This is a genomic window from Acinetobacter sp. UBA3461 (genome assembly GCF_002381195.1).
Classification (GTDB): domain Bacteria; phylum Pseudomonadota; class Gammaproteobacteria; order Pseudomonadales; family Moraxellaceae; genus Acinetobacter; species Acinetobacter schindleri.
Genome location: NZ_DFRO01000004.1, coordinates 27,837 through 51,709 on the forward strand (window position 1 = coordinate 27,837; position 23,873 = coordinate 51,709).

The 23,873-nt window shown below is 44.6% G+C and carries 23 protein-coding genes; 13 read left to right on the top strand and 10 right to left on the bottom strand.

Annotated elements, in window-relative coordinates; all coding sequences use genetic code 11:
- Positions 1 to 3: 3 nt before the first annotated feature.
- The gene (gene cysM / locus B3D47_RS01040; RefSeq protein WP_163165010.1) at positions 4 to 933 is read right to left on the bottom strand and encodes a cysteine synthase CysM; all 930 of its coding nucleotides are present in this window, start codon (positions 931 to 933) and stop codon (positions 4 to 6) included.
- 369 nt (positions 934 to 1,302) lie between these two features.
- On the opposite strand from cysM, the gene B3D47_RS01045 reads away from it, so the two are divergent.
- The 5 genes from B3D47_RS01045 (at position 1,303) to rsfS (ending at position 7,218) form a co-directional block, all read left to right on the top strand.
- Complete coding sequence (locus B3D47_RS01045; protein ID WP_286859480.1) at positions 1,303 to 4,113, top strand: GacS-like sensor histidine kinase; 2,811 nt, start codon at positions 1,303 to 1,305, stop codon at positions 4,111 to 4,113.
- A gap of 99 nt (positions 4,114 to 4,212) precedes the next feature.
- On the top strand, positions 4,213 to 5,001 hold the full coding sequence (locus B3D47_RS01050) for a crotonase/enoyl-CoA hydratase family protein (protein ID WP_026056767.1): 789 nt from the start codon (positions 4,213 to 4,215) through the stop codon (positions 4,999 to 5,001).
- 32 nt (positions 5,002 to 5,033) lie between these two features.
- A complete protein-coding gene (locus B3D47_RS01055; RefSeq protein WP_286859482.1) occupies positions 5,034 to 5,897 on the top strand; it encodes an NAD(P)-dependent oxidoreductase in 864 nt (287 codons plus the stop codon).
- Positions 5,898 to 5,942: 45 nt separating this feature from the next.
- Positions 5,943 to 6,725, top strand: a complete 783-nt coding sequence (locus B3D47_RS01060; protein ID WP_004891390.1) for a hydroxypyruvate isomerase family protein — start codon at positions 5,943 to 5,945, stop codon at positions 6,723 to 6,725.
- A gap of 88 nt (positions 6,726 to 6,813) precedes the next feature.
- The gene (gene rsfS / locus B3D47_RS01065; RefSeq protein WP_004816041.1) at positions 6,814 to 7,218 is read left to right on the top strand and encodes a ribosome silencing factor; all 405 of its coding nucleotides are present in this window, start codon (positions 6,814 to 6,816) and stop codon (positions 7,216 to 7,218) included.
- A 73-nt stretch (positions 7,219 to 7,291) separates the two neighbouring features.
- On the opposite strand, the gene B3D47_RS01070 is transcribed toward rsfS, so the two are convergent.
- From B3D47_RS01070 to B3D47_RS01090, 5 genes are all read right to left on the bottom strand, one after another.
- Positions 7,292 to 7,903: a hypothetical protein gene (locus tag B3D47_RS01070; RefSeq protein ID WP_286859485.1), complete on the bottom strand. Its 612-nt coding sequence runs from the start codon at positions 7,901 to 7,903 to the stop codon at positions 7,292 to 7,294.
- A gap of 18 nt (positions 7,904 to 7,921) precedes the next feature.
- Positions 7,922 to 9,256 (bottom strand): ammonium transporter, encoded by a 1,335-nt coding sequence (locus B3D47_RS01075; protein WP_286859487.1) that lies wholly within the window; start codon positions 9,254 to 9,256, stop codon positions 7,922 to 7,924.
- 289 nt (positions 9,257 to 9,545) lie between these two features.
- On the bottom strand, positions 9,546 to 10,991 hold the full coding sequence (locus tag B3D47_RS01080) for an NAD(P)(+) transhydrogenase (Re/Si-specific) subunit beta (protein WP_248603560.1): 1,446 nt from the start codon (positions 10,989 to 10,991) through the stop codon (positions 9,546 to 9,548).
- Positions 10,992 to 10,994: 3 nt separating this feature from the next.
- Positions 10,995 to 11,318 (bottom strand): proton-translocating transhydrogenase family protein, encoded by a 324-nt coding sequence (locus B3D47_RS01085; RefSeq protein ID WP_004783638.1) that lies wholly within the window; start codon positions 11,316 to 11,318, stop codon positions 10,995 to 10,997.
- 11 nt (positions 11,319 to 11,329) lie between these two features.
- A complete protein-coding gene (locus B3D47_RS01090; RefSeq protein WP_286859488.1) occupies positions 11,330 to 12,457 on the bottom strand; it encodes a Re/Si-specific NAD(P)(+) transhydrogenase subunit alpha in 1,128 nt (375 codons plus the stop codon).
- A gap of 952 nt (positions 12,458 to 13,409) precedes the next feature.
- On the opposite strand from B3D47_RS01090, the gene B3D47_RS01095 reads away from it, so the two are divergent.
- Positions 13,410 to 14,600: an MFS transporter gene (locus B3D47_RS01095; protein WP_286859491.1), complete on the top strand. Its 1,191-nt coding sequence runs from the start codon at positions 13,410 to 13,412 to the stop codon at positions 14,598 to 14,600.
- Between the two features lie 7 nt (positions 14,601 to 14,607).
- Here B3D47_RS01095 and B3D47_RS01100 read toward each other — a convergent pair whose 3' ends face one another.
- Positions 14,608 to 15,252 carry a hypothetical protein gene (locus tag B3D47_RS01100; RefSeq protein ID WP_180185510.1) on the bottom strand — a complete coding sequence of 215 codons (645 nt, stop codon included), beginning with the start codon at positions 15,250 to 15,252 and terminating at the stop codon, positions 14,608 to 14,610.
- Positions 15,253 to 15,522: 270 nt separating this feature from the next.
- Between B3D47_RS01100 and dusA the strand changes: the two genes are divergently transcribed.
- Entirely contained in the window at positions 15,523 to 16,548 is a 1,026-nt protein-coding gene (gene dusA, locus B3D47_RS01105) for a tRNA dihydrouridine(20/20a) synthase DusA (RefSeq protein WP_004816026.1), read from the top strand.
- A gap of 56 nt (positions 16,549 to 16,604) precedes the next feature.
- Here the strand turns inward: dusA and B3D47_RS01110 are convergent, their stop codons facing one another.
- Entirely contained in the window at positions 16,605 to 17,108 is a 504-nt protein-coding gene (locus tag B3D47_RS01110) for a hypothetical protein (RefSeq protein WP_286859493.1), read from the bottom strand.
- Between the two features lie 202 nt (positions 17,109 to 17,310).
- On the bottom strand, positions 17,311 to 18,585 hold the full coding sequence (coaBC, locus tag B3D47_RS01115; RefSeq protein WP_286859495.1) for a bifunctional phosphopantothenoylcysteine decarboxylase/phosphopantothenate--cysteine ligase CoaBC: 1,275 nt from the start codon (positions 18,583 to 18,585) through the stop codon (positions 17,311 to 17,313).
- Between the two features lie 113 nt (positions 18,586 to 18,698).
- On the opposite strand from coaBC, the gene radC reads away from it, so the two are divergent.
- From radC to B3D47_RS01130, 3 genes are all read left to right on the top strand, one after another.
- Positions 18,699 to 19,397 (top strand): RadC family protein, encoded by a 699-nt coding sequence (gene radC, locus B3D47_RS01120; RefSeq protein ID WP_286859497.1) that lies wholly within the window; start codon positions 18,699 to 18,701, stop codon positions 19,395 to 19,397.
- Positions 19,398 to 19,465: 68 nt separating this feature from the next.
- Positions 19,466 to 20,377: a bestrophin family protein gene (locus tag B3D47_RS01125; protein WP_004816019.1), complete on the top strand. Its 912-nt coding sequence runs from the start codon at positions 19,466 to 19,468 to the stop codon at positions 20,375 to 20,377.
- 78 nt (positions 20,378 to 20,455) lie between these two features.
- Positions 20,456 to 21,484 (top strand): hypothetical protein, encoded by a 1,029-nt coding sequence (locus B3D47_RS01130; RefSeq protein WP_286859499.1) that lies wholly within the window; start codon positions 20,456 to 20,458, stop codon positions 21,482 to 21,484.
- A gap of 6 nt (positions 21,485 to 21,490) precedes the next feature.
- Here the strand turns inward: B3D47_RS01130 and B3D47_RS01135 are convergent, their stop codons facing one another.
- On the bottom strand, positions 21,491 to 22,342 hold the full coding sequence (locus B3D47_RS01135; protein ID WP_004816015.1) for a PHP domain-containing protein: 852 nt from the start codon (positions 22,340 to 22,342) through the stop codon (positions 21,491 to 21,493).
- 44 nt (positions 22,343 to 22,386) lie between these two features.
- Between B3D47_RS01135 and B3D47_RS01140 the strand changes: the two genes are divergently transcribed.
- From B3D47_RS01140 to B3D47_RS01150, 3 genes are read left to right on the top strand one after another with little or no spacing between them, the layout of a single operon-like run.
- Complete coding sequence (locus B3D47_RS01140) at positions 22,387 to 22,998, top strand: septation protein IspZ (RefSeq protein WP_004816013.1); 612 nt, start codon at positions 22,387 to 22,389, stop codon at positions 22,996 to 22,998.
- Positions 22,999 to 23,026: 28 nt separating this feature from the next.
- Entirely contained in the window at positions 23,027 to 23,329 is a 303-nt protein-coding gene (locus B3D47_RS01145) for a YciI family protein (protein ID WP_004816011.1), read from the top strand.
- 5 nt (positions 23,330 to 23,334) lie between these two features.
- Positions 23,335 to 23,859: a hypothetical protein gene (locus tag B3D47_RS01150; RefSeq protein WP_286859502.1), complete on the top strand. Its 525-nt coding sequence runs from the start codon at positions 23,335 to 23,337 to the stop codon at positions 23,857 to 23,859.
- Positions 23,860 to 23,873: the final 14 nt, after the last annotated feature.

Sequence of the window (23,873 nt, forward strand, 5' to 3'; positions counted from 1 at the left end):
GAATTATTCAGGATCTTGTACAGAGAATAAACCTGTAGACAGATAACGGTCACCACGGTCACAAATAATGCACACGATTACGGCACCTGGATTTTCTTCTGCCAGCTTGATCGATGCCCAGACTGCACCTCCGGAAGAAGTTCCAGCACTGATCCCTTCTTTTTGTGCCAGCTTGCGCATGGTTTTTTCAGCTTCAATTTGTGGAATATCGATAATACGATCCACACGGCTACGGTCGAAAATGGTTGGCAGATACTCTTCTGGCCAGCGGCGGATCCCCGCAATACTTGAACCGTCAGAAGGTTGTAAACCAACAATCTGAATATCCGGATTCATCTCTTTCAGGTATTTAGATACACCCATAATAGTACCGGTCGTACCCATCGAGCTGACAAAGTGAGTGATCTTACCACTCGTTTGCTGCCAGATTTCCGGACCAGTGGTCAGATAATGCGCTTCAACATTGTCCGGATTACCAAACTGGTTTAGGACCAAGCCTTTGCCTTCGTTTTGCATTTGCAGTGCCAGATCACGTGCACCTTCCATGCCTTGCTCTTTGGTCACTTCAATCAGTTCGGCCCCGTAAGCACGCATGGCATCCTTACGTTCCTGGCTCATGTTATTCGGCATGATCAGCTTCATTTTGTAGCCGCGCATTGCCGCAACCATCGCTAATGCAATCCCTGTATTTCCACTCGTCGCCTCAATCAGGGTGTCACCTGGCTTGATCTGCCCACGCTTTTCCGCCTGCATGATCATGTTATAGGCTGGACGATCTTTCACCGAACCTGCAGGATTATTGCCTTCGAGCTTTGCTAACACTGTCGCTTGAGTGTGATTTGCCAGACGCTGTAGACGTACCAGTGGCGTTTTGCCTACGTAGTAGTCCAGTAAAAATTCGTCTGCTTGAAAATCAGGGGTTGTATTACTCATTATTTGCACCTATGTCGAGGTGCGGCTATTGTATGAAAAATTGCATTTCCCTGCACCCATTTAGCCAGTCTTTTTCAGAAAACCGATCAAAACTCGTGCAGCATGTTCTAAAAATTAAAAAAAATTATTTCTGTCAGTAGCTTATTTGCAAATTGATCGCTGTTATTTCAATATTTCTCAGGTCATTTCAGATTTAAAGGCTTTCATTTCTTAGCATTTTATACGTTATCTATTTGAATTTTTTTTCATATCCAGATTTATTCTTAAAAAGTCTGTTTGATTTGGTATTGCGAAAAACCTTGATGAAATTTTAACTGAAGATTTAAAGCGTGCTAATATGCGGAGCATAAGGAAAACACTGCTTGAATCATGTCAAATATCAATAAAAAGCTGTTTAAACGCCTACACTTAAATCATGCCTATGGCCAGTTGATTGCCCTGATCTTTGTGCCAATTACAATTTTGGCTTGTGTGGGTGCAGCACTGGTTTTGACAGAAACCTCCAATGCAGCCCGTGCCCAGCAAAAACAGATGGCGATTGCCATTCTGACCCGTTTTCAGACCACTTCTGAATCTGCGCTGGATATTGTCAATTACTCCCCCTGGCAGTATGAACAGGCACGCAATGCTATGCAAAACATGCTCAATGAAAAGCATCTGATTCGTGCTGCAATTCTGGATCCTCAAGGCAAAAACCGCCTCGGTATTGGTTTTCAGGATCAGGCACCTTGGCCAAAGTTCAAGCAGGAAGCTAGTTTTGTTGGCCCGATTGTCAATCAGAATAATCACATTTTTGCGGTTCGCATTAATGACAATACGGGCAATCCGGGCTGGCTTGCGATTGAGCTGGACAATCAGCCCCTCGAAATTGCCCGCTACCGCGTGATGATCGTATTGATTGCTACCGGCCTGTTGACCTTGTTGCTACTTTTATTGTGTCTGAATTTCTACTCGCGCCGCTGGATTGCACCGATGTATGAAATCCGCATGCAGTTACAACGCCTAAATGCGGATACTTTGGATCAGCATATTGTCATCAACAGTACTGGTGAACTGCGCCTGTTACAGCGCGATATTGCCAATGTGGTAAAACGGCTGCATTTCAGTTTTCTGGAACTGCGCGAACATACTGAACAGACCGAAGATGACTTGCGCCGCACCCTCGACACTCTCGAAGTGCAGAACATCACCTACCGTCAGGCCCGTGACCAGGCGATTTCTGCCAATCAGGCCAAGTCAGTATTTTTAGCCAATATTTCACATGAATTACGCACCCCATTAAACAGTATTGATGGCTTTATTCATTTGCTACTGCGTCAGGGTAATTTAAGTAATGAGCAGAGTCTGTATTTACAAACCATCCGCAAATCATCGGCGCATCTGCTGGCCCTGATCAATGACGTACTAGATTTTTCCAAGATTGATGCCGGTAAACTAGAACTTGAAACGGCGCTGTTTGATCTGGAAGAAGCGATTTTTGATGTAATGGACATGCTCTCGCCACTGTCAGCGCAGAAGCATATCGATATGGCCTTCTACTATGCCGATAATGTACCCAAATGCGTCAACGGTGATGCACTACGCTTTAAGCAAATTTTGACTAATCTGATTTCCAATGCGATCAAGTTTACGCCGGATGGTGAAATCATCGTGCGGGTACGAATGGAACACGATGATATCGGGCAATGTCTGCTGCATTTTAGCGTACAGGATAGTGGTATCGGCCTCAGCGGCACTGACCGCAAGAAGCTGTTTGAATCCTTCTCACAAGGCGATACCTCAGTTACACGTCAGTTTGGTGGCACTGGACTGGGTCTGGCGATTTCCAAACAGCTGGTCAGTCTGATGCATGGCCAGATCGGCTTTGAAGATAACCAGGAACGCGCCCCGACCGAGAAAGGGTCAACCTTCTGGTTTACCGCGCAGTTCCTGGTCGATGAAGATGATGTGATCGAACACCCAGACTTTAGCAATCTGACTGTGGTCTCTTATCTGGCACATCCAGCAACAGCGAATGTACTGCGTCATTATCTGGAAAACTATAACGTGAAGCATACTGAGTGTGCTTCGATTCTGGATCTGTTTAGCCGTCTGAATCATCTAAAAACTACGACTGAAAATACCTGGCTAATCGTTGATCATAGCGGTGACAGTCAGGCCCTGCTACAAGAAATTCGTGCGCGTTATCATGGCAATCTGGCAGTCTATGGCTATCAGATGCAGCTTGATCCAAACATGCTGAATGAATACCGTGCCCGTGCGCTCTACCAGCCACTTAGCCGTAGTGCACTGATTCAACTCCTGAATAACCAGCCCGTATTCGATCAAGAGGTTCATGAAGACTTTAATGGTCAAGGGCTGCATATATTGGCAGTCGATGATCATTTACCCAACCTGATTGTACTGGAAGCGCTACTGGGTGAACTGAATGTCACCACGACCAAGGCCACTAGCGGTCAGGAAGCGATTGATATTATCCAGCAACGTCATGAAGAAGGTTTAAGTCCATTTGATCTGGTATTTATGGATATTCAGATGCCGGTGATGTCCGGCATGGATACAACCCGTGCCATCCGCTCGCTGGAATCCACCTTTGAAAACCATCGACGTTTGCCAATTATTGCCCTGACTGCACATGCGCTGTCTGATGAAAAGCAGAAATTGCTACAGGGTGGTATGGATGACTATGTCACCAAGCCCATTCAGATTGAACAGATCATCCAGATTCTGACTCAATGGACCACGGAAAATTTCCGCAAGGCACCCATGCTAGAACGTGCGAATGTCATTGATGCTCTGGATAGCAATATTCTGGACTGGCAGCAAAGTCTGCAACTGGCTGCCAATAAAGAAGATCTGGCCGTAGATCTGTTGAGAATGCTGGTCGACAGTTTTGAAACTGAACTCAATGAAATAGAACAGCTGATTGAACTGGAAGATTTTCCACAACTGGAACATGTACTGCATCGGCTCTACGGCGCGACCCGTTATGTGGGTACACCGAACCTGCAACAGCTGACAGGCAGTTTTGAACAGTTTGTTTCTACCCTACGTAAAGAACGCCGCAAAGCTGATGAAGCCTTTGTTCAGGAGGTGATGAAACGCCTCGATGAGCTTAAAGCAGGCATTGGCCAGGTGGAACAGGCTGCACAACAGGTGCTAAATAAGCATATGATCTAATGCGCAAGTTAAGGACAATCACAAAGCGTGACTTAAGTGTCATGCACGTGATCTAACGCACATGCTATGCTCAGGGCAATAAAAATGAAGGGTTTAGCCATGTCACTGGTTCGTTTAGAAAAAAATAATGGAATTGCTACGGTGAGTTTAAACCGTCCGGACAAACGTAATGCCATGAGTTTTGCGCTATTGCGTGAACTTGTTGCAACCGCCAACACGATCAAAAAGGATAAAAGTATCCGCTGTGTCATTCTGACAGGTGAAGCACAGGTCTTTAGTGCCGGGATTGATCTCGCTGATTTAAATAATCCAAAAAATCGTGCCTATGCAGCCTGGGAACTGCTGCGTCCGGGTCAGAGTCTATTTCAGAAAGCATTTTTGATCTGGCAAGAATTACCGGTTCCCGTGATTGCAGCTTTGGAAGGCTATTGTTTTGGTGCAGGCATGCAGCTGGCACTGGCAGCAGATATTCGGATTGCTCATCCACAGACTCAAATGTCAATTATGGAAAGCCGTTGGGGCTTAGTACCAGATATGGGTCTGAGCCGTTCGTTAAAAGGCTTAATCAGTCTGGATCTAGCCAAAGAACTGACACTGACCGCGCGTATTTTTGACGGTAACTATGCCAAGCAGATCGGCCTGATCACTCATGTAGATGAGCAACCTCTAGCAAAAGCACAAGCCTTGGCTGAAGAAATGTTGCAGCGTTCTCCAGATGCTTTAATGGCGTCTAAATATGTGCTGGATGCCATGGAACATCAACCAAACAAATCCTTACGTATGGAAAAAATCTGGCAGTTAAAATTACTCCTCGGCAAAAACAGCCAGTTGGCACGCAAGAAAGACAAGAATCCAGAAGTCCAGTTCCAGCCTCGCCAGTATTCATAAGATCATCATCTCAGTAGATATCGGATAGCATCATGCAGTTTGATCAAACCACTAAAATCGCATTTCTTGGTATGGGCCTGATGGGTAGCCGTATGGCCAGCCGGCTGATTCAGGCAGGCTTTGAAGTTGCTGTCTGGAACCGTACTGCTTCTGCTTGTGATGCATTAATTGCTCAAGGTGCACAGTCATTGCAGCTTGAGCAGATTGCAAATTATCCGGTAGTTCTCATCTGTCTGGCGGACGATTTAGCCGTTAAAGTAGTGTATGAACAGATTGAGCCTTATCTGGTTGCACAACAGGTGATTGTAGATTTCTCCAGTTTATCTGTGCAGCAGACGTTGGAACTGGCACAACGTGCGCAGGCCCAACAGGTGATCTGGATTGATTCCCCAGTTTCTGGCGGTACTGCCGGTGCTGAACAAGGCAGTCTCGTGGTCTTTGCCGGCGGTGATGAACAGATTATTTCTTCTTTAGCTGCAATTTACCAAGTCCTCTCCCATCGCGTGACTCGCATGGGTGACTCAGGTACAGGACAAGCGACGAAAATCTGTAACCAGCTGATTGTCGCGGCAAACAGTACACTGATTGCCGAAGCTGTGGCACTGGCTGGACGTGCTGGAGTAGATACCACCCTGCTTGCCCCAGCGCTGGCCGGTGGTTTCGCGGATTCAAAACCGTTTCAGATTCTGGCACCGCGTATGGCCACCCAGACCTTTGAACCGGTGCAATGGAAAGTTCAGACCTTGTCCAAAGACCTCAATAATGCAGTACAGCTTGCAGCAGCACATGCGCTGAATATTCCGGTTGCTTCTCAAGCTTTATCTCAGCTCAAGGCTCATCAAGAGAATGGCTATAGCGAAACGGATCTAGCGACTGTCATTCAGCACGTTCAATAACTTCATTTTCACGATTATTTCCATATTTAGTGCAAGGAGCTTCAGATGTTAAAATTCGCAGTCAACCTTTCCATGATTTTTACGGAAGTTCCCCTGCTGGAACGTTTTGCCCTTGCCCGTGAGCATGGTTTTGACCATGTAGAAATCCAGTTTCCTTATGAACTGACTATCGAGCAGATTCAGGCACAGTTGACAGCGCATCAGCTGAGTTTATGCCTGATCAATGTCCCAGCAGGTGACCTGATGCAAGGCGGTCATGGACTGGCTGGCATACCCGGCAAGGAGATTGAATTTCATCAAGCGATGCAACAAGCGATTACATATGCAACCGCACTGAAAGTACCGAGCGTCAATATTCTGGCAGGTAAACAGCCGCTGGATAGTGACCTGTTACCTTGCCTGAATACATTGGCAGATAATCTAAAAATGGCCTGTTCGATGTTGGCAGATCATGGTATTCAGCCAGTCTTTGAGATGATCAATGGGACCGACATGCCACGCTTCCTGGTGCAAAATGTAGCTCAAGCACAGGAAATGCTCGAAGCAGTCCAACATCCAGCCTTAAAGATGCAATATGACTGTTACCATATGGCGATGATGGGTGAAGATGTATTTGAAGCTTTAAAAGAGAATATTGACACAATTGGACACATTCAATTTGCAGACTGTCCAGGACGACATGAACCTGGTACAGCTATTGTTAATTATGTCGAGATTTTTCAATGGTTAGAGAATAGCCAATATCAAGGCTATGTGGCAGCAGAATATCGCCCGCTGAAGCATTCAGCAGCGTCTTTTGGCTGGAAGACCCGATATTTTGCAGATTGATTACAAACCGAACAATGTACTGATTTGAAATTTCGGGGCAAAACCGCTATATTAGATCATGCATAATTGTTAGGAAATTATATCCCCCATGAATTTAGAACCATCGCCCAGCGCTTCTAATTCTCACGATCTTACTATGAATTCACACTTACAGACTGTACAAGACTGCTTGAAAGTTGTGCATGCTGCACTTGAAGATGTAAAGGCCAAAGAAGTTGTTGTGCTTGATGTCAGCGGTATGAGCAATGTTGCTGATGCCATGGTCATTGCCAGCGGTACCTCTACTCGTCACATCAAATCTCTTGCCAACAATGTTGCTGAAGAAGCACGTAAAGCTGGCTTCCGTCCACTTGGCATCGAAGGCGAACGTGATGCTGAATGGATTCTCCTAGACCTCGGATATGTAGTGGTTCACTGCATGCTTCCTACAGCGCGTAAATTCTATGACCTAGAAAGCCTGTGGAGCAATGCTCCTGCAGATTCAGTGGCATAAAACAGATTCTTAAAAAAGCGGCCCATGGAGGCCGCTTTTTTTATTGGCTCAAAATAAACTTTAACCGAAAAATTCAAAGCAGTTGCTGTAAATTAGCTTCTGGATATTTTTGTTTGATCAAATTCTTGGCCTGAGCATAGACCTGATCACTACGTTGTGGGCCATAGAAGTCACAGAATACCTGATATAGACTGGTAATGGCTTGTGCATAAAGTTTTGAAGATACATGGCTCAGCAAATCCGCACTCTTCTGCAATTTCTGAATAGTTTCCTGAAACAAAATCCGGTCTTGTACCAGTTGCTGTGCCAGCTCTCTATAAAAGTCTTTCTGATCTTCTAGCTTGACCTGATCAAGAACTGATTCTCCAAACTCAATATAAGCCTGGTACTGTGCCTTCTGATTCAGAGATACTGCCTCTGTATCTTCAGACTCGATCCATTCACTTTTTTCCAGAATGGTCAGTTCATGCAGTACCTGTTTAAGCATATCTTTCCGGTTCTGCTTAAGCTCTTCTGTAGTACAAATCTCGCTAAGAAAGCGATTCAGTACAAAAGCAGACTGCCCGCTATATTCCTGTTCCCAATATCCTACAATCTGTTCCAGGTGAGGTCCTTGAAAATAATGCTGTAGCCCACGCTGAATAGCCTGGCGGCGCTGTTCTAGATTGAGCATTTCTGCATTCATGTTATACCCTCCTGTCCATTAATGTCGTTTGGTAATGTGATCAGTATCGAAAGTTACATCTCGCTGGAATTCTGGATAAGACAGTTCAGCATGCTCGGTATAGTCCAGACCACGCTGCTCGTGCTGTGCACTCACACGTAAACCACCTAAAATAATATGCAGCACTTTAAATACAATAAATGCCACCCCGAAGCCCCAGGCAAATCCGGCACCAACGCCTAATACCTGAACAGCAATAATGCTACTATCAAACATTTTACTTTCATAAAAGATACCGGCAGCTAGCGTCCCCCATGCACCACAAAAGCCATGTACAGTGACAGCATCCACCACATCATCAATACGCATTTTTTCGAGTAATGCTGGCAATACACTAACCAGCAACCCTGCTACAAGTCCGGTTATAACAGCAAACATAGGACTCATTGTGGCGCAACCCGCTGTAATCCCCACCAGCCCGCCTAAGGAAGCATTAATCGTAGTCCTTATTAAAATGGCTTTACGTCGTACCAGGGCAAACAGCATATAAGCCACTGCCGCCGCACACGCTGCGAGATGGGTATTTAAAGCAATCCGCCCAATGCTGACATCGGCATTAACTGTGGAAGCGGCATTGAAGCCAAACCAGGCTAACCACAAAATAAAACCACCTAAGGCAATTAAAGGCAGATTATGGCCGGGTAAATAGTGCACTTGGCCATTGCGGCCAAAACGCCCTATACGTGGACCCAATACAATAATGCCCGCCAAAGCAACCCAGCCACCAATCGAATGCACTACAGTTGAACCAGCAAAATCAATAAAGCCCATGGCTTTGAGCCAGCCTTCACCCTCAAATAGACTCCCCCACGCCCAACTGCCAAAAACTGGATAAATTAAGCCACTCACAAAAGCGGCACTCACCACATAGGCGACAAAATGAATACGCTCTGCCATGGCACCACTGGCAATGGTGGTTGCTGTTGCGGCAAACATCATTTGGAAGAAGAGTAAATTCCAGCTCCAGCTATCTAAACTATCCGGTGCAAAATGTGAGCTACCAAACCACCCGGTATGATTAATCCCGAACATAAGCCCAAAACCTATCAGCCAGAAAACCAGCCCTCCAAGACAGGCATCCATGTAATTTTTCATTAAAACATTCACACTATTTTTACTTCTGACTGAGCCGCTCTCAATCAGTGCAAAACCCGCCTGCATGAAGAACACCAGAATACCGCCCATCACCACCCAGACACTGTCCAGCGATATCCGGATTTCCTGGATATTTTTTACCATTTCTGCTGGTTCAGCTGCATAGATAGGCAAACTCAACAACCCCAGTAATAACCCTAAATATTTTATTTTTGTCATGTAATCCCCCTAGCTCTTAATGAGGGAATAGCAAGAACAATGCCATACAATCTATGAATTTTTAAATTCTTTGAAGAAGTAATTTAATGATGAATCCATCAAATTTTCACAAATAAATAACTCCTAATTCACAAGATAAATATTTATCTGCGATCAAATATCATTCAATTGTGGTGCATAAGAAATAAGAGCAAAAATAAAAAAACCACCCGAAGGTGGTTTTTTCTAAATCTTTTAATTCATCTTGACCTTTTTTTACAAAAGAAGATCTGGAAGAAGATTTTAGGAATTAGTGACCCGTACCATTAATGGCTTTGGTCATATCTTCCACAACTTTCTTGGCATCACCAAAGATCATCATGGTCTTATCGTTATAGAACAGGTCATTGTCCAAACCAGCATACCCTGTTGCCATAGAACGCTTGATCACCAGGATCGTACGTGCTTTATGCGCTTCCAGAATTGGCATACCGTAAATTGGTGAGCTTGGATCGTCTTTTGCAGCCGGGTTAACTACGTCATTCGCACCGATTACCAGCACTACATCTGTTGCCGGGAAATCAGAGTTGATCTCGTCCATTTCCAGAATGTCTTCATATGGCACGTCAGCTTCAGCCAGCAATACGTTCATATGACCAGGCATACGACCTGCAACCGGGTGAATCGCGAAACGTACAGTCACACCCTGCTCTTTTAACAGGTTCGCCAGCTCTTTCACCGCATTTTGTGCACGACCTTGCGCCATACCATAACCGGGTACAATGACTACACTGTCTGCATTCGACATCAGGAAGCCGGCATCATCTGCAGAACCTGAGCGATGATTACGTTGTACCTGCTCGCCTGCACCCGCTGTCGCAGTTGCGGTTCCGCCCATCGCACCACCGAACAGAACGTTGATGATCGAACGGTTCATCGCTTTACACATAATGTAAGACAGAATTGCACCTGAAGAACCCACCAGCGAGCCAGCAACGATCAGCATGTTGTTTTCTAGCGTGAAACCGATACCTGCAGCTGCCCAACCAGAGAAGGAGTTCAGAAGCGATACCACAACTGGCATATCACCGCCACCGACTGGTGCAATCCATACCCAACCGAATACCAGTGCTAGACCAGTCATTGCCCAGAAGGATGTCATGTTACCAGTCAGGAAGAAGTGAATCCCTGCTGCCAGCATTGCGATAAAGATCAATGCCTGAACTGGTTTTACCCAAGTACCTGAAATGGTTTTTGCCCATTTCTTCGCAGCCAGTTTACCGTAAGCAAATACAGAGGCAGTAAAAGTAATCGCACCGACGAAACAACCCACGAAGAGTTCGAACAAATGCACTTTGCTCATTTCATGGAAAGTTACCCCATTTGCAGCTAAAAGGTCTGGACCCAATTCGATTAACTTGTTGTTATGGATAATCGCAGCAATAGCAATCAGAACTGCGGACAAACCTACCAGAGAGTGCATCAGCGCGACAGTTTCAGGCATTTGAGTCATAGGTACAGTTTTCGCACGGGCAATACCTACGATCGCACCAAGCACCATTGCACCAAGGATCATCCAGATCACCGGATTTTCTGCGACAAAGAAAGTTGTTAGCACTGCAATCGCCATGGCAAGCATACCGTAGCGGTTACCTGCAATTGCTGTTTTAGGACCTGACAAACCACGTAGCGTCAAGATAAAGAGAATGGCACCAATCAAATAGAACCAATTTGCATATTCACGAATGAATTCCATCAATTAGCCCTCTTTTTTCTTTTGTTTTGGTTTGAACATTTCCAGCATACGTGCAGTTACGGCAAAGCCACCGAAAATGTTAATACTCGCCAGGAATACGGCAATCGCGCCAAGTACACTCACCACGTTAATGGTCTGGAAGTCTACACTGCCTTCAACACCGACCATTGGTAAACCAACAGTCTGAATCATCGCACCCACGATAATGATTGAAGAAAGTGCATTGGTTACCGCCATCAACGGCGTATGCAAAGCTGGAGTCACGCCCCATACCACGTAGTAGCCTACAAAGATGGCAAGGACAAAAATCGTAATAGTTTCAACCATGAGTACTCTCCTTAACCACGCTTTAACAGCACTTGGCCGCCGTGAGTGACGAGTAGGGCTTTCTGAATTTCTTCTTCTGGATTGATAGCAAAATTCTTTTCGCTATCAAATAAAGTTTCAATGAAGTTCAAAACGTTACGTGCATACAGTGCAGATGCTTCAGTCGACAAGGTTGAAGGAATATTTGGAATACCCAGAATCTTCACGCCATTTTCAGTCACAACCGTTTCACCGCATTGAGAGCCTTCTACATTACCGCCAGTTTCAACCGCCATATCTAAAATGACTGAACCTGGTTTCATTTTGGCAACGGTCTCGGCACGGATTAAGCGCGGTGCATCACGACCTGGCAATAATGCAGTCGTGATCACAATATCCGCATTGGAAACTGCTTTATCAACGATGATCGCCTGATCCTTGATGTACTGTTCACCAGGCATCCAGCCATAACCATTTTTAGCCGCATCAGCTGCTTTTTGTTGTTCTTCTTCAGACATCGGTACGTCTAACCACTTACCGCCCAAAGATTCAACCTGGTCTTTTGCTGTAGGACGCAAGTCAGTTGCTTCTACAACAGCACCGAGACGTTTTGCAGTTGCAATCGCTTGCAGACCTGCAACCCCTACCCCCATGATCACGACACGAGCCGGTTTTACCGTCCCTGCAGCAGTCATCAGCATCGGGAACATGCGCTGGTATTCTGCTGCAGCAAGAAGCACTGCTTTATAACCCGACAGGTTTGCCTGAGAAGACAGGACATCCATGTTTTGCGCACGGGATAAAGTACGTGGCAAAAGTTCCAATGCAAATGCAGACACATTCTGTGCCGCGAAATGGTCAAGCTCGGTATTGCGGTATGGGTCAAACATCGCCACCACCGTAGCATTCGTAGGTAATTTTTGAATTTCCTCACCTTTCGGTGCACGAACTTTCAAAATCATCTGGCTACCGGTATAGGCATCATCCGTAATTTTTGCACCAACCTGTTCATAAGCGCTATCGATATAGGCAGCTTTTACCCCTGCACCACGTTCGATAATCACGCTATGACCAGCGCTGATCAATTTCTTTACTGTCTCAGGTGTCGCAGCGACACGATGTTCACCGACGACAGTTTCGGCTGGAATTCCGATTTGCATGAGCGTCCCTCAAGCTAATTTTTTCTTAAGTAAACATCGCAAAAACGATGTTTCCCCTCAGGATGTGTTTTTGTTGAATTTTTGGATTCTAATCAAACTATTCCAAAATACTACCCAATATTTATTTAATAAATAGCCATATTTTGAACTGATGATTCATAAAAATGATGTTGTCATATATCATTTATAAGTTAGACCCTGCTTTTTTGATCTGCTGAATTTATAAACGATATTCATTCTCTTGAAGGATATTTCCTTTTTTGTTCATTTTTTCTTAGCTTAAGTTTTGTTGCACTTTGTTACATTGATCATTCTGACAGTCATTCCATTTTTTTTGCTGTAATCCTTCCCTTTTCCGCCATGCCAGAATGCCCTAATTTAGGCACTTTTATTGGGCACTTTTTGATTCCTTGACTTCTTTGACAAATTTAACTGAATTATACTGATTCATTTGGAACCCCTGAAAACCATGTTTTCCTATAACTTTTTCCTTTTTTAATCATAAAATTTTTAAATCAGTTGAATTTAATGTTTCATTTAATTGGCTCTTTTGACTTATTCTACTCAAGTCTAAAACTACGCTAATAATCGTTAAAAAATAATTTTTGAGTCATTTATTATATTAATACCTTAAACTGGCTCAGCATCATAAATTGTCAAATTTGCACTATATTTGTGCAATAGAATACAGTTTTATCTCTGACTTAATTGCAATGTTTTTCTTCAGTGCCGTTTCGACAACTTAAGCTTCTTTGCAAGAAAAAAAGATTAAATACGCATCAGTTATGGTTTTGAAGATATTCAGAGATGGTAATAACCAGATCTGTCTTCAATTTCTGTTGTATTTTTCTACTTTTATCATGTGCTATTTTGACCTATAGTGCCTGCAATCTTTGCATCTTTTTGATGCCATTATCAAAAATAGTCTTCCGCTTCTTATAAGGTAGCTGTCATGAATCCTGCACTGGATATCAGTCAAAATAAACCTTTGCTCTGGCTGATGGCAATTGCATGTGGTCTATGTGCTGGGGCGAATTATTACTGTCAGCCTCTGATTTCATCAATTCAGCAATATTATCAGGTACCTGAATCGCAAGTCGCCCTGACCGTCACCTTTGCTCAGGTGTCTTATGCACTGGGCCTGCTGTTCATCGTGCCATTGGGTGACATGCTGAATAAGACCAAGCTGATTCCTGCCCTGATGTGGGGGGCTGCGCTGGGACTGATGATTTGTGCGACTGCAATCAATTTGCCCATGCTCTGGTTAGGGACGGTTATCGCCGGTTTATTTTCTGTGGCGGCACAGGTACTAATCCCTTTAGCGGCCATGACCGTTAAACCGGAAAAAACTGGTGAAGTTGTTGGCTTCCTGATGAGTGGTTTATTGGTCGGGATTTTGCTGTCGACCAGTATTGCCGGTTTACTCTCTGACTTGCTTCACTGGAAAGTCATCTATGCACTGAGTTCAGTCTCGATGCTGTTCCTGGGAATCTATTTACGTGGGCAGCTACCGACCCTACCAAAATTCAGAATCAGCTATGCCAGAATTTTCCACTCTATGGGCAGTCTGTTGGCCCAAGAACCACGACTGGTATTTCGTTCCCTTACCGGTGCTTTTGCCTTTGCTGCGATAAGTATTCTGTTCTCTACCATTGCCCTGCTATTGACACAGTCTCCCTTTCATCTGGCAGATGTTATGGTGGGATTAGTCACTTTAGTAGGAGTTTTTGGCGCATTATCAACTCAAGTGATTGGGAGATGGGCAGACCAAGGTTATATCAAACTGCTGAGCTGGATTGGTTGTTCAATTCTGGCAGGCAGCTGGCTGTTTCTTTATTTTGGTGGTACATCCTTGATTAGCTATATTGCAGGTTATGCGCTAATTAATCTGGGACTGGCAATTACCCATAGCTGTAACCAGAATGTAATTTTCCGCCTGCGTCCGGATGCCAAATCCCGGATTAACTCTATTTATATGACCCTGTATTTTATTGGAGGTGCCTGTGGCTCTGCAGCGGGAGTATACGCGTGGCATCATGGTGGCTGGAGCATGAGCTGCCTAACTGGACTCATATTTGCACTAGCTGCCACCGTCTTTGCCCTGATTGATCAGTTTTATCATGCGCGTATAAAAACCAACTAATGATCATCTAATTTACTTGAACCACTGGATAGTAGGCTTTGCCGGAATCCATCACTGCTGCATGTTCCAGCAATATATAGATAAAGGTGTTCAGCAAGGCTGAAAATAGACTACAACTTTCCTGCATCTGCTTGCGGCATACAGCACTAGCATAACTCACTCCACCCTGCAGAATTTGTTGCCTTAAAATAGTGAAACGCTTAAAAACTTCTAGCAAAAGCTTCATTATGTCTTGCTGTTCCACTGCTTTTTGAATCTCTATTTTCTGTTGCTTCAGTATTTCACGACAATCATTTTGGCTGATTTTATTGTGTTGATAGTCCCAGTATTGCTGAGTGAGATATTGATTATTCAATAGTGCATGCAGCGTAATCTCATAGCGACCCAATAAAATTTGAGAAATTCTTTTCTCCTGATCCTTGCTAAGGATGAGATGGAGAAATTGTGATAAGGCCTGCTGATCAAGACTATCTTCATTTTCCTGTACATAAAGAGCATTCAGACCAATCCACAGGCTCAGAAACTGAAAATCATAATCGGCCTGTAACTCTACCGCTTTTCTGAACCAGCTTAGACTGCGTTGAATACGCAGATTGAAATATTCTGAACGCTGAGCTTTTGTTGTTTTGTAAATCTCTTCCAGTAACATCATTATTTTTCTCCTTTTTTATCCTGTTTTCTTTATCTTAAACTCTTTTACTGTTTAGTAAACTATTCCTTAACCTCTGCATCTATTTGAATGAATTCAATACTTTTTAATTTCCTAGAAGGCTTTCTTGCAGTGCTAGTACTCAGCCATGAAGCCTGATTATTTTTATGCTAATATTGCGCCCTCTTTTACTGGTCGTATCACTGCCGGTGAGCGCCCAAAGACCCAACGGCGTGCTGTCTCTTCCATTTCTAACTTAAGGCGTGATTTTGAATGACTGATCTCAAAACCATTGAACAACAACTTCAACCACGAATCAGTGTTGCGCCGATGATGGATTGGACCACCAAAGATTATCGTTTCTTTGCACGTCTGTTTAATCCCAATATTATTCTCTATACCGAGATGGTAACGACAGGTGCCATCATTCATGGTGATGCCAAACGTCATCTGGACTTTAATCAGCAAGAACAGCCAGTTGTGTTACAGCTTGGTGGCTCTAATCCCAAAGACTTGGCCACCTGTAGTAAAATGGCACAGGATTGGGGGTATAATGAAGTCAACCTGAATGTCGGCTGCCCAAGTGACCGGGTACAAAACAATAAAATTGGAGCCTGCCTGATGGCGGAGCCTGATCTAGTCGCAGAATGTATTGGTGAGATGCGCAATGCCGTGGATATTCCGGTGACGGTGAAACATCGTATCGGGATTGATGATATGCAGTCTTATGAAGAGATGCTGCATTTTGTCGATACCGTAGCGAAGACGGGTTGTAATAATTTTATCGTGCATGCCCGAATTGCCCTGTTACAAGGCCTATCCCCGAAGGAAAATCGTGAAGTTCCTCCATTACGTTATGAAGATGTTTACCGTTTAAAACAGGAACGTCCGGAACTGCTGATTGAAATCAATGGAGGGATCAAAACCTATGCGGAAACGGTTGAACACTTAAAACATGTGGATGGTGTGATGATTGGTCGCGAAGCCTATCACAATCCGTATTTACTGGCCGAGTTAGGCCAACTTTGGAATCTTGAAGCTCCTGATCGTTTTGAGATCATGCAACAAATGATGCCGTATATTGCCCAGCGTATGGCAGAAGGTGCACCACTCTCGATTATTAGCCGTCATATTCTGGGCTTGTTCCAGAACTTGCCAGGTGCGCGTAAATGGCGTCAGGCATTAAGCGGTGGTAATGCCAAAACCTTAAAAGATGTAGAAAATGCCTTGTTCAATATTCAGGAGGCGATCAAACGCACTGAAGACTACCTGCTCGAACAGCAAACCCAGAATCTTTAATTTAAAAAGCACCGTTTCCCCGGTGCTTTTTTATTAAGGTTTTTTGACTAGAGAATTTATTGGGTATAAGCGGTAATATTTCCCACAGGAATGGGTTCTTCAACCCGCTGTGATGTCGTCCTGGATTCCCGCGTTGCAGCCTCACTGATCTCATTGACCTTCTCGTCCTCAAAACCTTCATCTTGTTCGAATTCTGCAGAAATCATAGCCAGTTCCTCCTGTAACTGCTGTTCATAACGCTGAATTTCAACTTCATCAATAAAGGCGAAAGCATCATCTTCCAGCTGCCAGCTATAACCCTGCTCCACCTTCTGGATAGAGACCTTAACTGGAAAAGATTGGCCCTGATACTGTATCTGGGAAATGGCCTGAAAATGATCACCAGAACGTTCCATGATTTTTACATCCATGACTTTTAACCGGTAATGGCGATAATCCAAACTGGAATTAAATTCACGTTGCATCTGAGACTGAATATTGCGCGACAGTTCATCAATAGAGACAAAGTAACTGCAGGAAAACAATAGCAAGGTCAGAAACAATAGACTTATTCTTTTCATACCACCCCCAGTGCTCAAATTAGTGAGGCTGGAAAATAAAAAAATTCTGATTCTTATAGGGTGATTTTATCTTTTTCAAACTGGGCACGAAATAGCCAAAAGTGTCTTTTAAGGTCAAAATACTTGGTTTTCTTTTGAACATTCAGTCAATTCTGTAGAAATAAAAAAGCCCTGTCTATGCAGGGCTTTTTTATACAATAACTTAGAAATCATCATCCTTAGAAGGATCATGATGTAGAGCATCATGAATGGCTTCAACCAGTTGCTGGGCAATTTCCTGTTTGGAAGCCTTTTCCAGATCACGTTTTTCCATATGATAGGACTCTGCAAAGAATACCGTCATGGCATTTTCATCTGAGGCAAAGCCAATATCTGCACGGGAAACGTCATTGCAGGCAATCATATCCAGTTTTTTAGCGACCAGTTTGCCAGCTGCATATTCTTCAATATTTCGTGTTTCTGCGGCAAAGCCAACCATAAATGGACGTTTTTCCTGTTGGGCAATGGTTGCAACGATATCCGGATTTTTGATCAGTGCGACATTCAGCTCATCACCGGCTTTTTTAATCTTGTGTTCTGCCACTTGTGCTACGCGGTAATCCGCAACCGCAGCGGTAGCAATGAAAATATCACAGCCCTGTTCTAGCATATACAGACTTTCATCCAGCATTTTCACGGCTGAGCTGACGTTTTTACGTTTCACGCCATTTGGCGTATCCAACGTCACTGGTCCTGCAATCAGCGTTACATCCGCACCAGCGGCATAACAAGCTGCCGCCAAGGCAAAACCCATTTTCCCGGTACTGTGATTGGAAATATAACGAACCGGGTCAATCGCTTCACGCGTTGGACCTGCTGTAATCGTGACGCGCTTACCCGCAAGCTGACCAAATTTTTCTGCAATCGCTCGTTGCGCCTTATGGAAATACTCGGTTACCTGACGTGCCAGATCTTCCGGTTCCGGCATACGGCCTAAACCTACATCGCCACAGGCCTGTGAACCTGCATCCGGCATAATCACATGCACGCCATCTTCAATCAAAGTGGCCAAGTTACGTTGCGTCGGCTTGGCTGCCCACATCTGCTGATTCATCGCTGGTGCTACCCAGACCGGTGCGTTGGTCGCCAGATAAAGTGTACTGAGCAAATCATCGGCCAGACCGGCAGCGAATTTGGCCAAAGTATCGCAGCTTGCTGGGGCGACCAGTAACAGGTCCGCCCAGCGTGCCAGTTCAATATGCCCCATGCCTGCTTCAGCTTCTGGATCCAGTAATTCAGTATGGACAGGATTACCCGACAGTGCCTGGAACGTCAGCGGCGTGATAAAGGCCTGTGCGCCTTGAGTCATGACCACACGAACATTAAAACCGGCATCTTTCAGACGACGGACCAGAATTGCACTTTTATAGGCAGCAATACCGCCTGTCACAGCTAAAATAATATTTTTATGAGGAATTACACTTACGTCGAAGCTCACAAACAGGCTACCTTTCTGTTGCAGTGGCGCTCACAATAGCATTAAATAACATCATGCCCAAGAGACCTTCTTGTGTGAAAAACAATAATTAATAATAAATAAGTCTAATAAATATGCAATTTTCGATTAAACACTGGCCTGAACAGGAACGTCCACGCGAACGCCTGTTACAGTCAGGCCCACAAAGCCTCTCCGATGCCGAATTGCTGGCAATTTTCCTGCGCTCAGGTTCCCAGCGGCATTCCGCAGTGGAACTGGCTCGACTTCTGATTCAGCATTTTGGTCATTTAAGTACTCTTTTGGATGCCTCACTGCAAGAGATCGGCCAGTTTCACGGGATGGGTGTCAGTAAATTTACCCAGCTGATGGCTGTTAAGGAACTGGGACGGCGCTATATTGCCGAGCACCTTCGCCAAGATGCATGGGAACTGAATCATTCCCGCAAAATTATGGACTATCTGCGCTTTGAACTGCTGGGAGAAACTCAGGAAGTCTTTGCTGTATTGTGTCTGGATGCCGGGTTAAGAAAGATCAGCTTTAAAAAAATGTTTTATGGCTCGATTAATTCATGTGAGATTTCGATTAATCAGTTACTACGCCATGCCATTCAGCAACAGGCAACATCGATTGTGATTGCCCATAATCATCCACTCGGTCAGCCTCGACCTTCCGCAGCAGATCTTGAACTCACCCAGCAGATTGCAAAAGCCTGTCGCCTGGTCGAAATCCGCCTGATTGATCACTGTATTATTGCCCGGGAAGGCAGTTTTTCCTTTGCAGAACAGCAACTCATCAATACGCTAAAACCCTGAACGATAGCACTTGACAAAGCAGGCACAACTCAACAAGATCATGAAAAAAATTGTGATGATTCCAATAAATGATCGTACGTGACCAACCTAGTATCTTTAAAGTATTATTTTCATGGCGGGGAACGATTTTACCTAAGGTACTGCCGCCTCTAGGCGTGGTCATGCTCATTTCTGCCATTATTGGCGGGCTATCCTATACCAATTATTTACATTTACCGGAATTACCCTTGGTCGGTTTTACCCTGATCGGAGTAGTACTGTCAATTTTCCTTGGTTTCAAGAACTCTGCCGCCTATGAGCGCTGGTGGGAAGCGCGTAAGCTCTGGGGGATCCTGATTGCCAATGCACGTCATTTTGACCGAGACTGCCGTATGTTGACGCAGGCACGCCGTGAGCGGGTCATCCAGCATGTAATTGTCTTTGCCAATGTACTGCGCGATCGTTTGCGGCATCAGACTGCCAATCCAACCGAACTGGTACAGACCAGTGGCATGAGTCCTCAAGCCCTGCAACAGCTCTATCAACAGGCCAATGCCCCACAGTACACCCTCAGTCTGATTCAATGGGAATTTATGCAGGCCCTGAAAGAAGGCGAAATTTCAGACATCATTTATGCGCAGATGAACCAGCATGTAGCTGAGTTGAGTATTGTACAGACAGGTTGTGATCGGATTGCCACCACACCACTACCTTTCGCCTATTCAGTCTTGCTGAATCGTACCGTATATTTTTTCTGCTTTATGCTGCCATTTAGTCTGGGTTCGACCCTTGGAATGGTGACACCGCTGCTGGTCGGAATTTTGGCTTATACTTTCTTGGGACTGGATGCGCTCAGTTCAGAAATTGAAGAACCTTTTGGTACGCAAAGCAATGACTTACCCCTTGATTCAATGGTACGTACCATTGAAATTGAACTATTGGGTACTTTAGGCAAACCAACCCCACCACCTATTCAGGCCCAAGATCATAATCTATTATAAGAAATACGATTACAGCTGAACGCAGCTCATATATTCAATTCAAAATTAAAATAATGAAACAATAAAAAATAAGATCTCATGAATATCAAGCAACGGATTCATCATTATACACCGCAACCGGTGACGCGTCTGGGTGCAACTTTAGTGGCTTTACTGCTTGGTAGCGGGGTCGTGTTCGCATTTGGCTGTGTATTGGCCTGGCAAGATATTTTATTCACTGGATTAGAACAGTACTGGATTTTACTGCTTCTCATCAGTTTCATACTGGTGTTTGGTCTAAGCTATGACCAGAAACAATATTTCAGATTTCCTTTTCTGATTCAGCAATACCTGATTGATTCGAGGCTGGCTCAGGATATCCGTGAAAGAGCCTTACGCAGCTCAGATGCTACAATTATGGGCCAACGTCAGATTCACACGACCCGGCTAGGCAAACAGCAGCAACTCCTATTAAAGATCAATGATCATGAAGCCCCACAATGGTTTAATGTCGATCTGAATCAGCTGTTTAACACAGAATCGTATCTGGATATCCATGTTCAACCAAGTGATGCGCTCATCGGCCAGCAGGTTCTGGTCTATTATCTGAGGCGTACACGCTGGATTGTTCAACTGTATGCACATGATGGAGATCAAAATTTTCAGCATTTGCAGTACTATATCGCGACACCGCTCCGCGGACGGATTTACTTCGACCATATTCCCAGCCGACTCATGCTGGACTTACCGAGAATTGTACATATTCAGGCGAGTCGTGAAGATGACTCTCCAACTTATACGCTTAAGCTGAGTACCAACTATGGTAAGTACTATCGGGTGTCCTGCAAGGCTGTGCATTTTGACAAACTGGAACTGGCACTCGCGAATTTGATCGATTTTCTACGCTATCGAGAATTCAAACATCATCCAGACATCCAGCAGGCGGTAATTTCCCGGAACCATCCTTTTCTTTATCGCAATTTACTGAACTATACGCTTATTGCAGCATTATTACTGATGGCAGCGATTACAACAACTTGGCAACTGGCATTACTGAGCTTGGCTTTGGCCTGCCTTCTAGGCATAAAAATCCAGCAGCAAAAGCAGTCTCCATTTATTGAAGCCTGACGCCTGTTACCGAAAACTTTCCCAGATGCCCACTTGCCCGTCTTTAACTGTTGGAATATGGCCGAGCTTAATCCAGGGCATATTGTCCCCATGATAATCACTGCCTACAGATACTTTTAGCCCATGTTCAGCAATCATCCGATCTACCATCTGCCGGGTAGAAGCCGGATCAACTGCGGGTGGCAGCTCAACGGCGTCACCACCGAACCTAGCAAAAATTTCTATCAGGTAACGGATGTTGGTCGCAGACAGATCATAACGGGTGGGGTGCGCTAGGACTGCAAAACCACCACTGGCATGAATCACCTGAATGGTTTCTTCCAGTCCCAGTCCATCAAACTTCACATAAGCTTTCTTGCCTTCCTTGATATATTTATCAAAAGCCTGTTGTGGACGGGTGACGATCCCCTTTTCAACCAGTGTTTTGGCAATATGGGTTCGCGTGACACGGTCTGGAATATTATCGACCTTAGCGACTACATCTGGATAAATATCTTGTCCAATCAATGGTATCAGTAGATCACAAATCTTTTTTGAGCGTTCAGCGCGAATCCGTTTTTGCTGTTCTAAAGCCTGTTGCAATGGTTCAGGATTTTGAACATCTAACGCCACAATATGCACGCCATAATTCTTCTTGGTGGCCGGACGTGACCATTGACTGGAGATTTCTACGCCAGAAATGATCTTAATTTCGTGATCTTTCGCGGCTTCACGCGCCAGCTCTAAACCGTCCATGGTGTCATGATCAGTCAAGGCCAGCGTATGGATAAAGCTCGCTGCCGCGGCCTCAACCAGCTGCTGTGGACTTAAGGTTCCATCAGAAATATTGCTGTGTGTATGTAAATCTACGCCGTGCATCTCTATACTATGACATTTATTTGATCAGATTTAGATACTCTAACATGAAAGCACTTTTAGACTTTGTGCCACTCATTATTTTCTTTTATTTATATAAGACAGTAGATCCTAAAGACACCAACCATCCATTACTCCAGCTGATTGGCTCCGCAGGCGGTGTCGACAATAACAATATTCTTGTGGCAACCACAGGTCTGATCATTTCCATGTTAGTGGTCTATGGCGCGTTATTTGTTTCACAGAAATTCCGTCTGGACAAACAGCAATGGATCGTATTGTTCATGACGGTGATCTTCGGTGGAATCACCTTAATACTCAGTGATGATTTCTATATCCGCTTAAAAGCTGTCTTGCTAAATCTGGTCTTTGCTGGCGTATTCCTGCTTTCACCATGGTTCAGTAAAGATAAAAAACCATTAATCCAGCGTCTGTTTGGACCGGTGTTTAATTTAACTGAAAAAGGCTGGTTTAAGCTCAACTATGCTTGGGCAGCAATGTTTGCGGTGATGTCTTTCTTGCATTGCTTCTTTGCCTATATCTTTATGGATGGAAAATATTGGGGAGAATTTACTGCATTTGGTGACATGATCGTGATGTTTTCCTTTATCATTATTCAGTTCATTGTATTGCGCAAATACTTTAAAACTGCTGAATAAAAGTTAGACTAAGTCATCGAGAACTGCCATGCCATTATTTGTTGTCAGCTGTACCGATCAGGAAGGTACTGTCGAAAAACGCCTTGCGATTCGTCCTCAACATCTTGCACGTCTGCAAAAATTAAATGATGAAGGTCGTTTAATCGTTGCCGGCGCGATGCCAAAAGAACCAGGTAATCCTCAAGCAGGTTTTTATGGCAGCACCATCATTGTGGACTTTGACAGCCGTGAAGCATTGGAGGAATGGTTACAGGAAGAGCCATTCTTAAAAGAAGGCGTCTATGCGCATATTGACGTCAAACCATTCAATAAAGCATTCCCACAAGGATAAGGTTCATGCACGCTGTAATTGCCAGTTTAATCGGTTTATCTTTTGCCTGTACAACTGCCTGGGCAGTTGAAGCAACATCGGCAGCGGAATCTGCTGCCCCAGCGCAAAATACACCAGCAACTGTGCAACCCGCGGTAGCCAATATGCCACCGCAAACACTGCCTGCCAATAAACCTGGCATCATGCCAGTGGCTGCTTCGAATAATCCTCTTGTTCAAAATCCTGCTGCCAAGCCCCTGACTGCAGAAGATATTGCACAGAACAAAGCTCAGCAAGATGCCAAAGTGAAGGCTTTGGTCAAAGATCAGGCGACACGTCTGCAACAACTGGAAAAAGCCAACCTTGAAGCATTGACCCAGAATCAGGAACTACAGCTGAAAAACGATAATCTCGGCGTTCAGGTGCAGGTGCTACAAAGTGAACGTAGTGCACAAATGTTTCTCTACGGTGCTGCGACATTGGCAGTTGGGGTACTACTTGGCTTCCTGATCGCGAGTTATGTTTATACCAAACGCCGTCGTCAGTGGTAAGCTATTCCCTCTCC

What these genes read in the sequence shown, in the direction of transcription:
- cysM (WP_163165010.1), bottom strand. Translation starts at nt 933, where the DNA reads ATGAGTAATACAACCCCTGATTTTCAAGCAGACGAATTTTTACTGGAC.
- B3D47_RS01045 (WP_286859480.1), top strand. Translation starts at nt 1,303, where the DNA reads ATGTCAAATATCAATAAAAAGCTGTTTAAACGCCTACACTTAAATCAT.
- B3D47_RS01050 (WP_026056767.1), top strand. Translation starts at nt 4,213, where the DNA reads ATGTCACTGGTTCGTTTAGAAAAAAATAATGGAATTGCTACGGTGAGT.
- B3D47_RS01055 (WP_286859482.1), top strand. Translation starts at nt 5,034, where the DNA reads ATGCAGTTTGATCAAACCACTAAAATCGCATTTCTTGGTATGGGCCTG.
- B3D47_RS01060 (WP_004891390.1), top strand. Translation starts at nt 5,943, where the DNA reads ATGTTAAAATTCGCAGTCAACCTTTCCATGATTTTTACGGAAGTTCCC.
- rsfS (WP_004816041.1), top strand. Translation starts at nt 6,814, where the DNA reads ATGAATTTAGAACCATCGCCCAGCGCTTCTAATTCTCACGATCTTACT.
- B3D47_RS01070 (WP_286859485.1), bottom strand. Translation starts at nt 7,903, where the DNA reads ATGAATGCAGAAATGCTCAATCTAGAACAGCGCCGCCAGGCTATTCAG.
- B3D47_RS01075 (WP_286859487.1), bottom strand. Translation starts at nt 9,256, where the DNA reads ATGACAAAAATAAAATATTTAGGGTTATTACTGGGGTTGTTGAGTTTG.
- B3D47_RS01080 (WP_248603560.1), bottom strand. Translation starts at nt 10,991, where the DNA reads ATGGAATTCATTCGTGAATATGCAAATTGGTTCTATTTGATTGGTGCC.
- B3D47_RS01085 (WP_004783638.1), bottom strand. Translation starts at nt 11,318, where the DNA reads ATGGTTGAAACTATTACGATTTTTGTCCTTGCCATCTTTGTAGGCTAC.
- B3D47_RS01090 (WP_286859488.1), bottom strand. Translation starts at nt 12,457, where the DNA reads ATGCAAATCGGAATTCCAGCCGAAACTGTCGTCGGTGAACATCGTGTC.
- B3D47_RS01095 (WP_286859491.1), top strand. Translation starts at nt 13,410, where the DNA reads ATGAATCCTGCACTGGATATCAGTCAAAATAAACCTTTGCTCTGGCTG.
- B3D47_RS01100 (WP_180185510.1), bottom strand. Translation starts at nt 15,252, where the DNA reads ATGATGTTACTGGAAGAGATTTACAAAACAACAAAAGCTCAGCGTTCA.
- dusA (WP_004816026.1), top strand. Translation starts at nt 15,523, where the DNA reads ATGACTGATCTCAAAACCATTGAACAACAACTTCAACCACGAATCAGT.
- B3D47_RS01110 (WP_286859493.1), bottom strand. Translation starts at nt 17,108, where the DNA reads ATGAAAAGAATAAGTCTATTGTTTCTGACCTTGCTATTGTTTTCCTGC.
- radC (WP_286859497.1), top strand. Translation starts at nt 18,699, where the DNA reads ATGCAATTTTCGATTAAACACTGGCCTGAACAGGAACGTCCACGCGAA.
- B3D47_RS01125 (WP_004816019.1), top strand. Translation starts at nt 19,466, where the DNA reads ATGATCGTACGTGACCAACCTAGTATCTTTAAAGTATTATTTTCATGG.
- B3D47_RS01130 (WP_286859499.1), top strand. Translation starts at nt 20,456, where the DNA reads ATGAATATCAAGCAACGGATTCATCATTATACACCGCAACCGGTGACG.
- B3D47_RS01135 (WP_004816015.1), bottom strand. Translation starts at nt 22,342, where the DNA reads ATGCACGGCGTAGATTTACATACACACAGCAATATTTCTGATGGAACC.
- B3D47_RS01140 (WP_004816013.1), top strand. Translation starts at nt 22,387, where the DNA reads ATGAAAGCACTTTTAGACTTTGTGCCACTCATTATTTTCTTTTATTTA.
- B3D47_RS01145 (WP_004816011.1), top strand. Translation starts at nt 23,027, where the DNA reads ATGCCATTATTTGTTGTCAGCTGTACCGATCAGGAAGGTACTGTCGAA.
- B3D47_RS01150 (WP_286859502.1), top strand. Translation starts at nt 23,335, where the DNA reads ATGCACGCTGTAATTGCCAGTTTAATCGGTTTATCTTTTGCCTGTACA.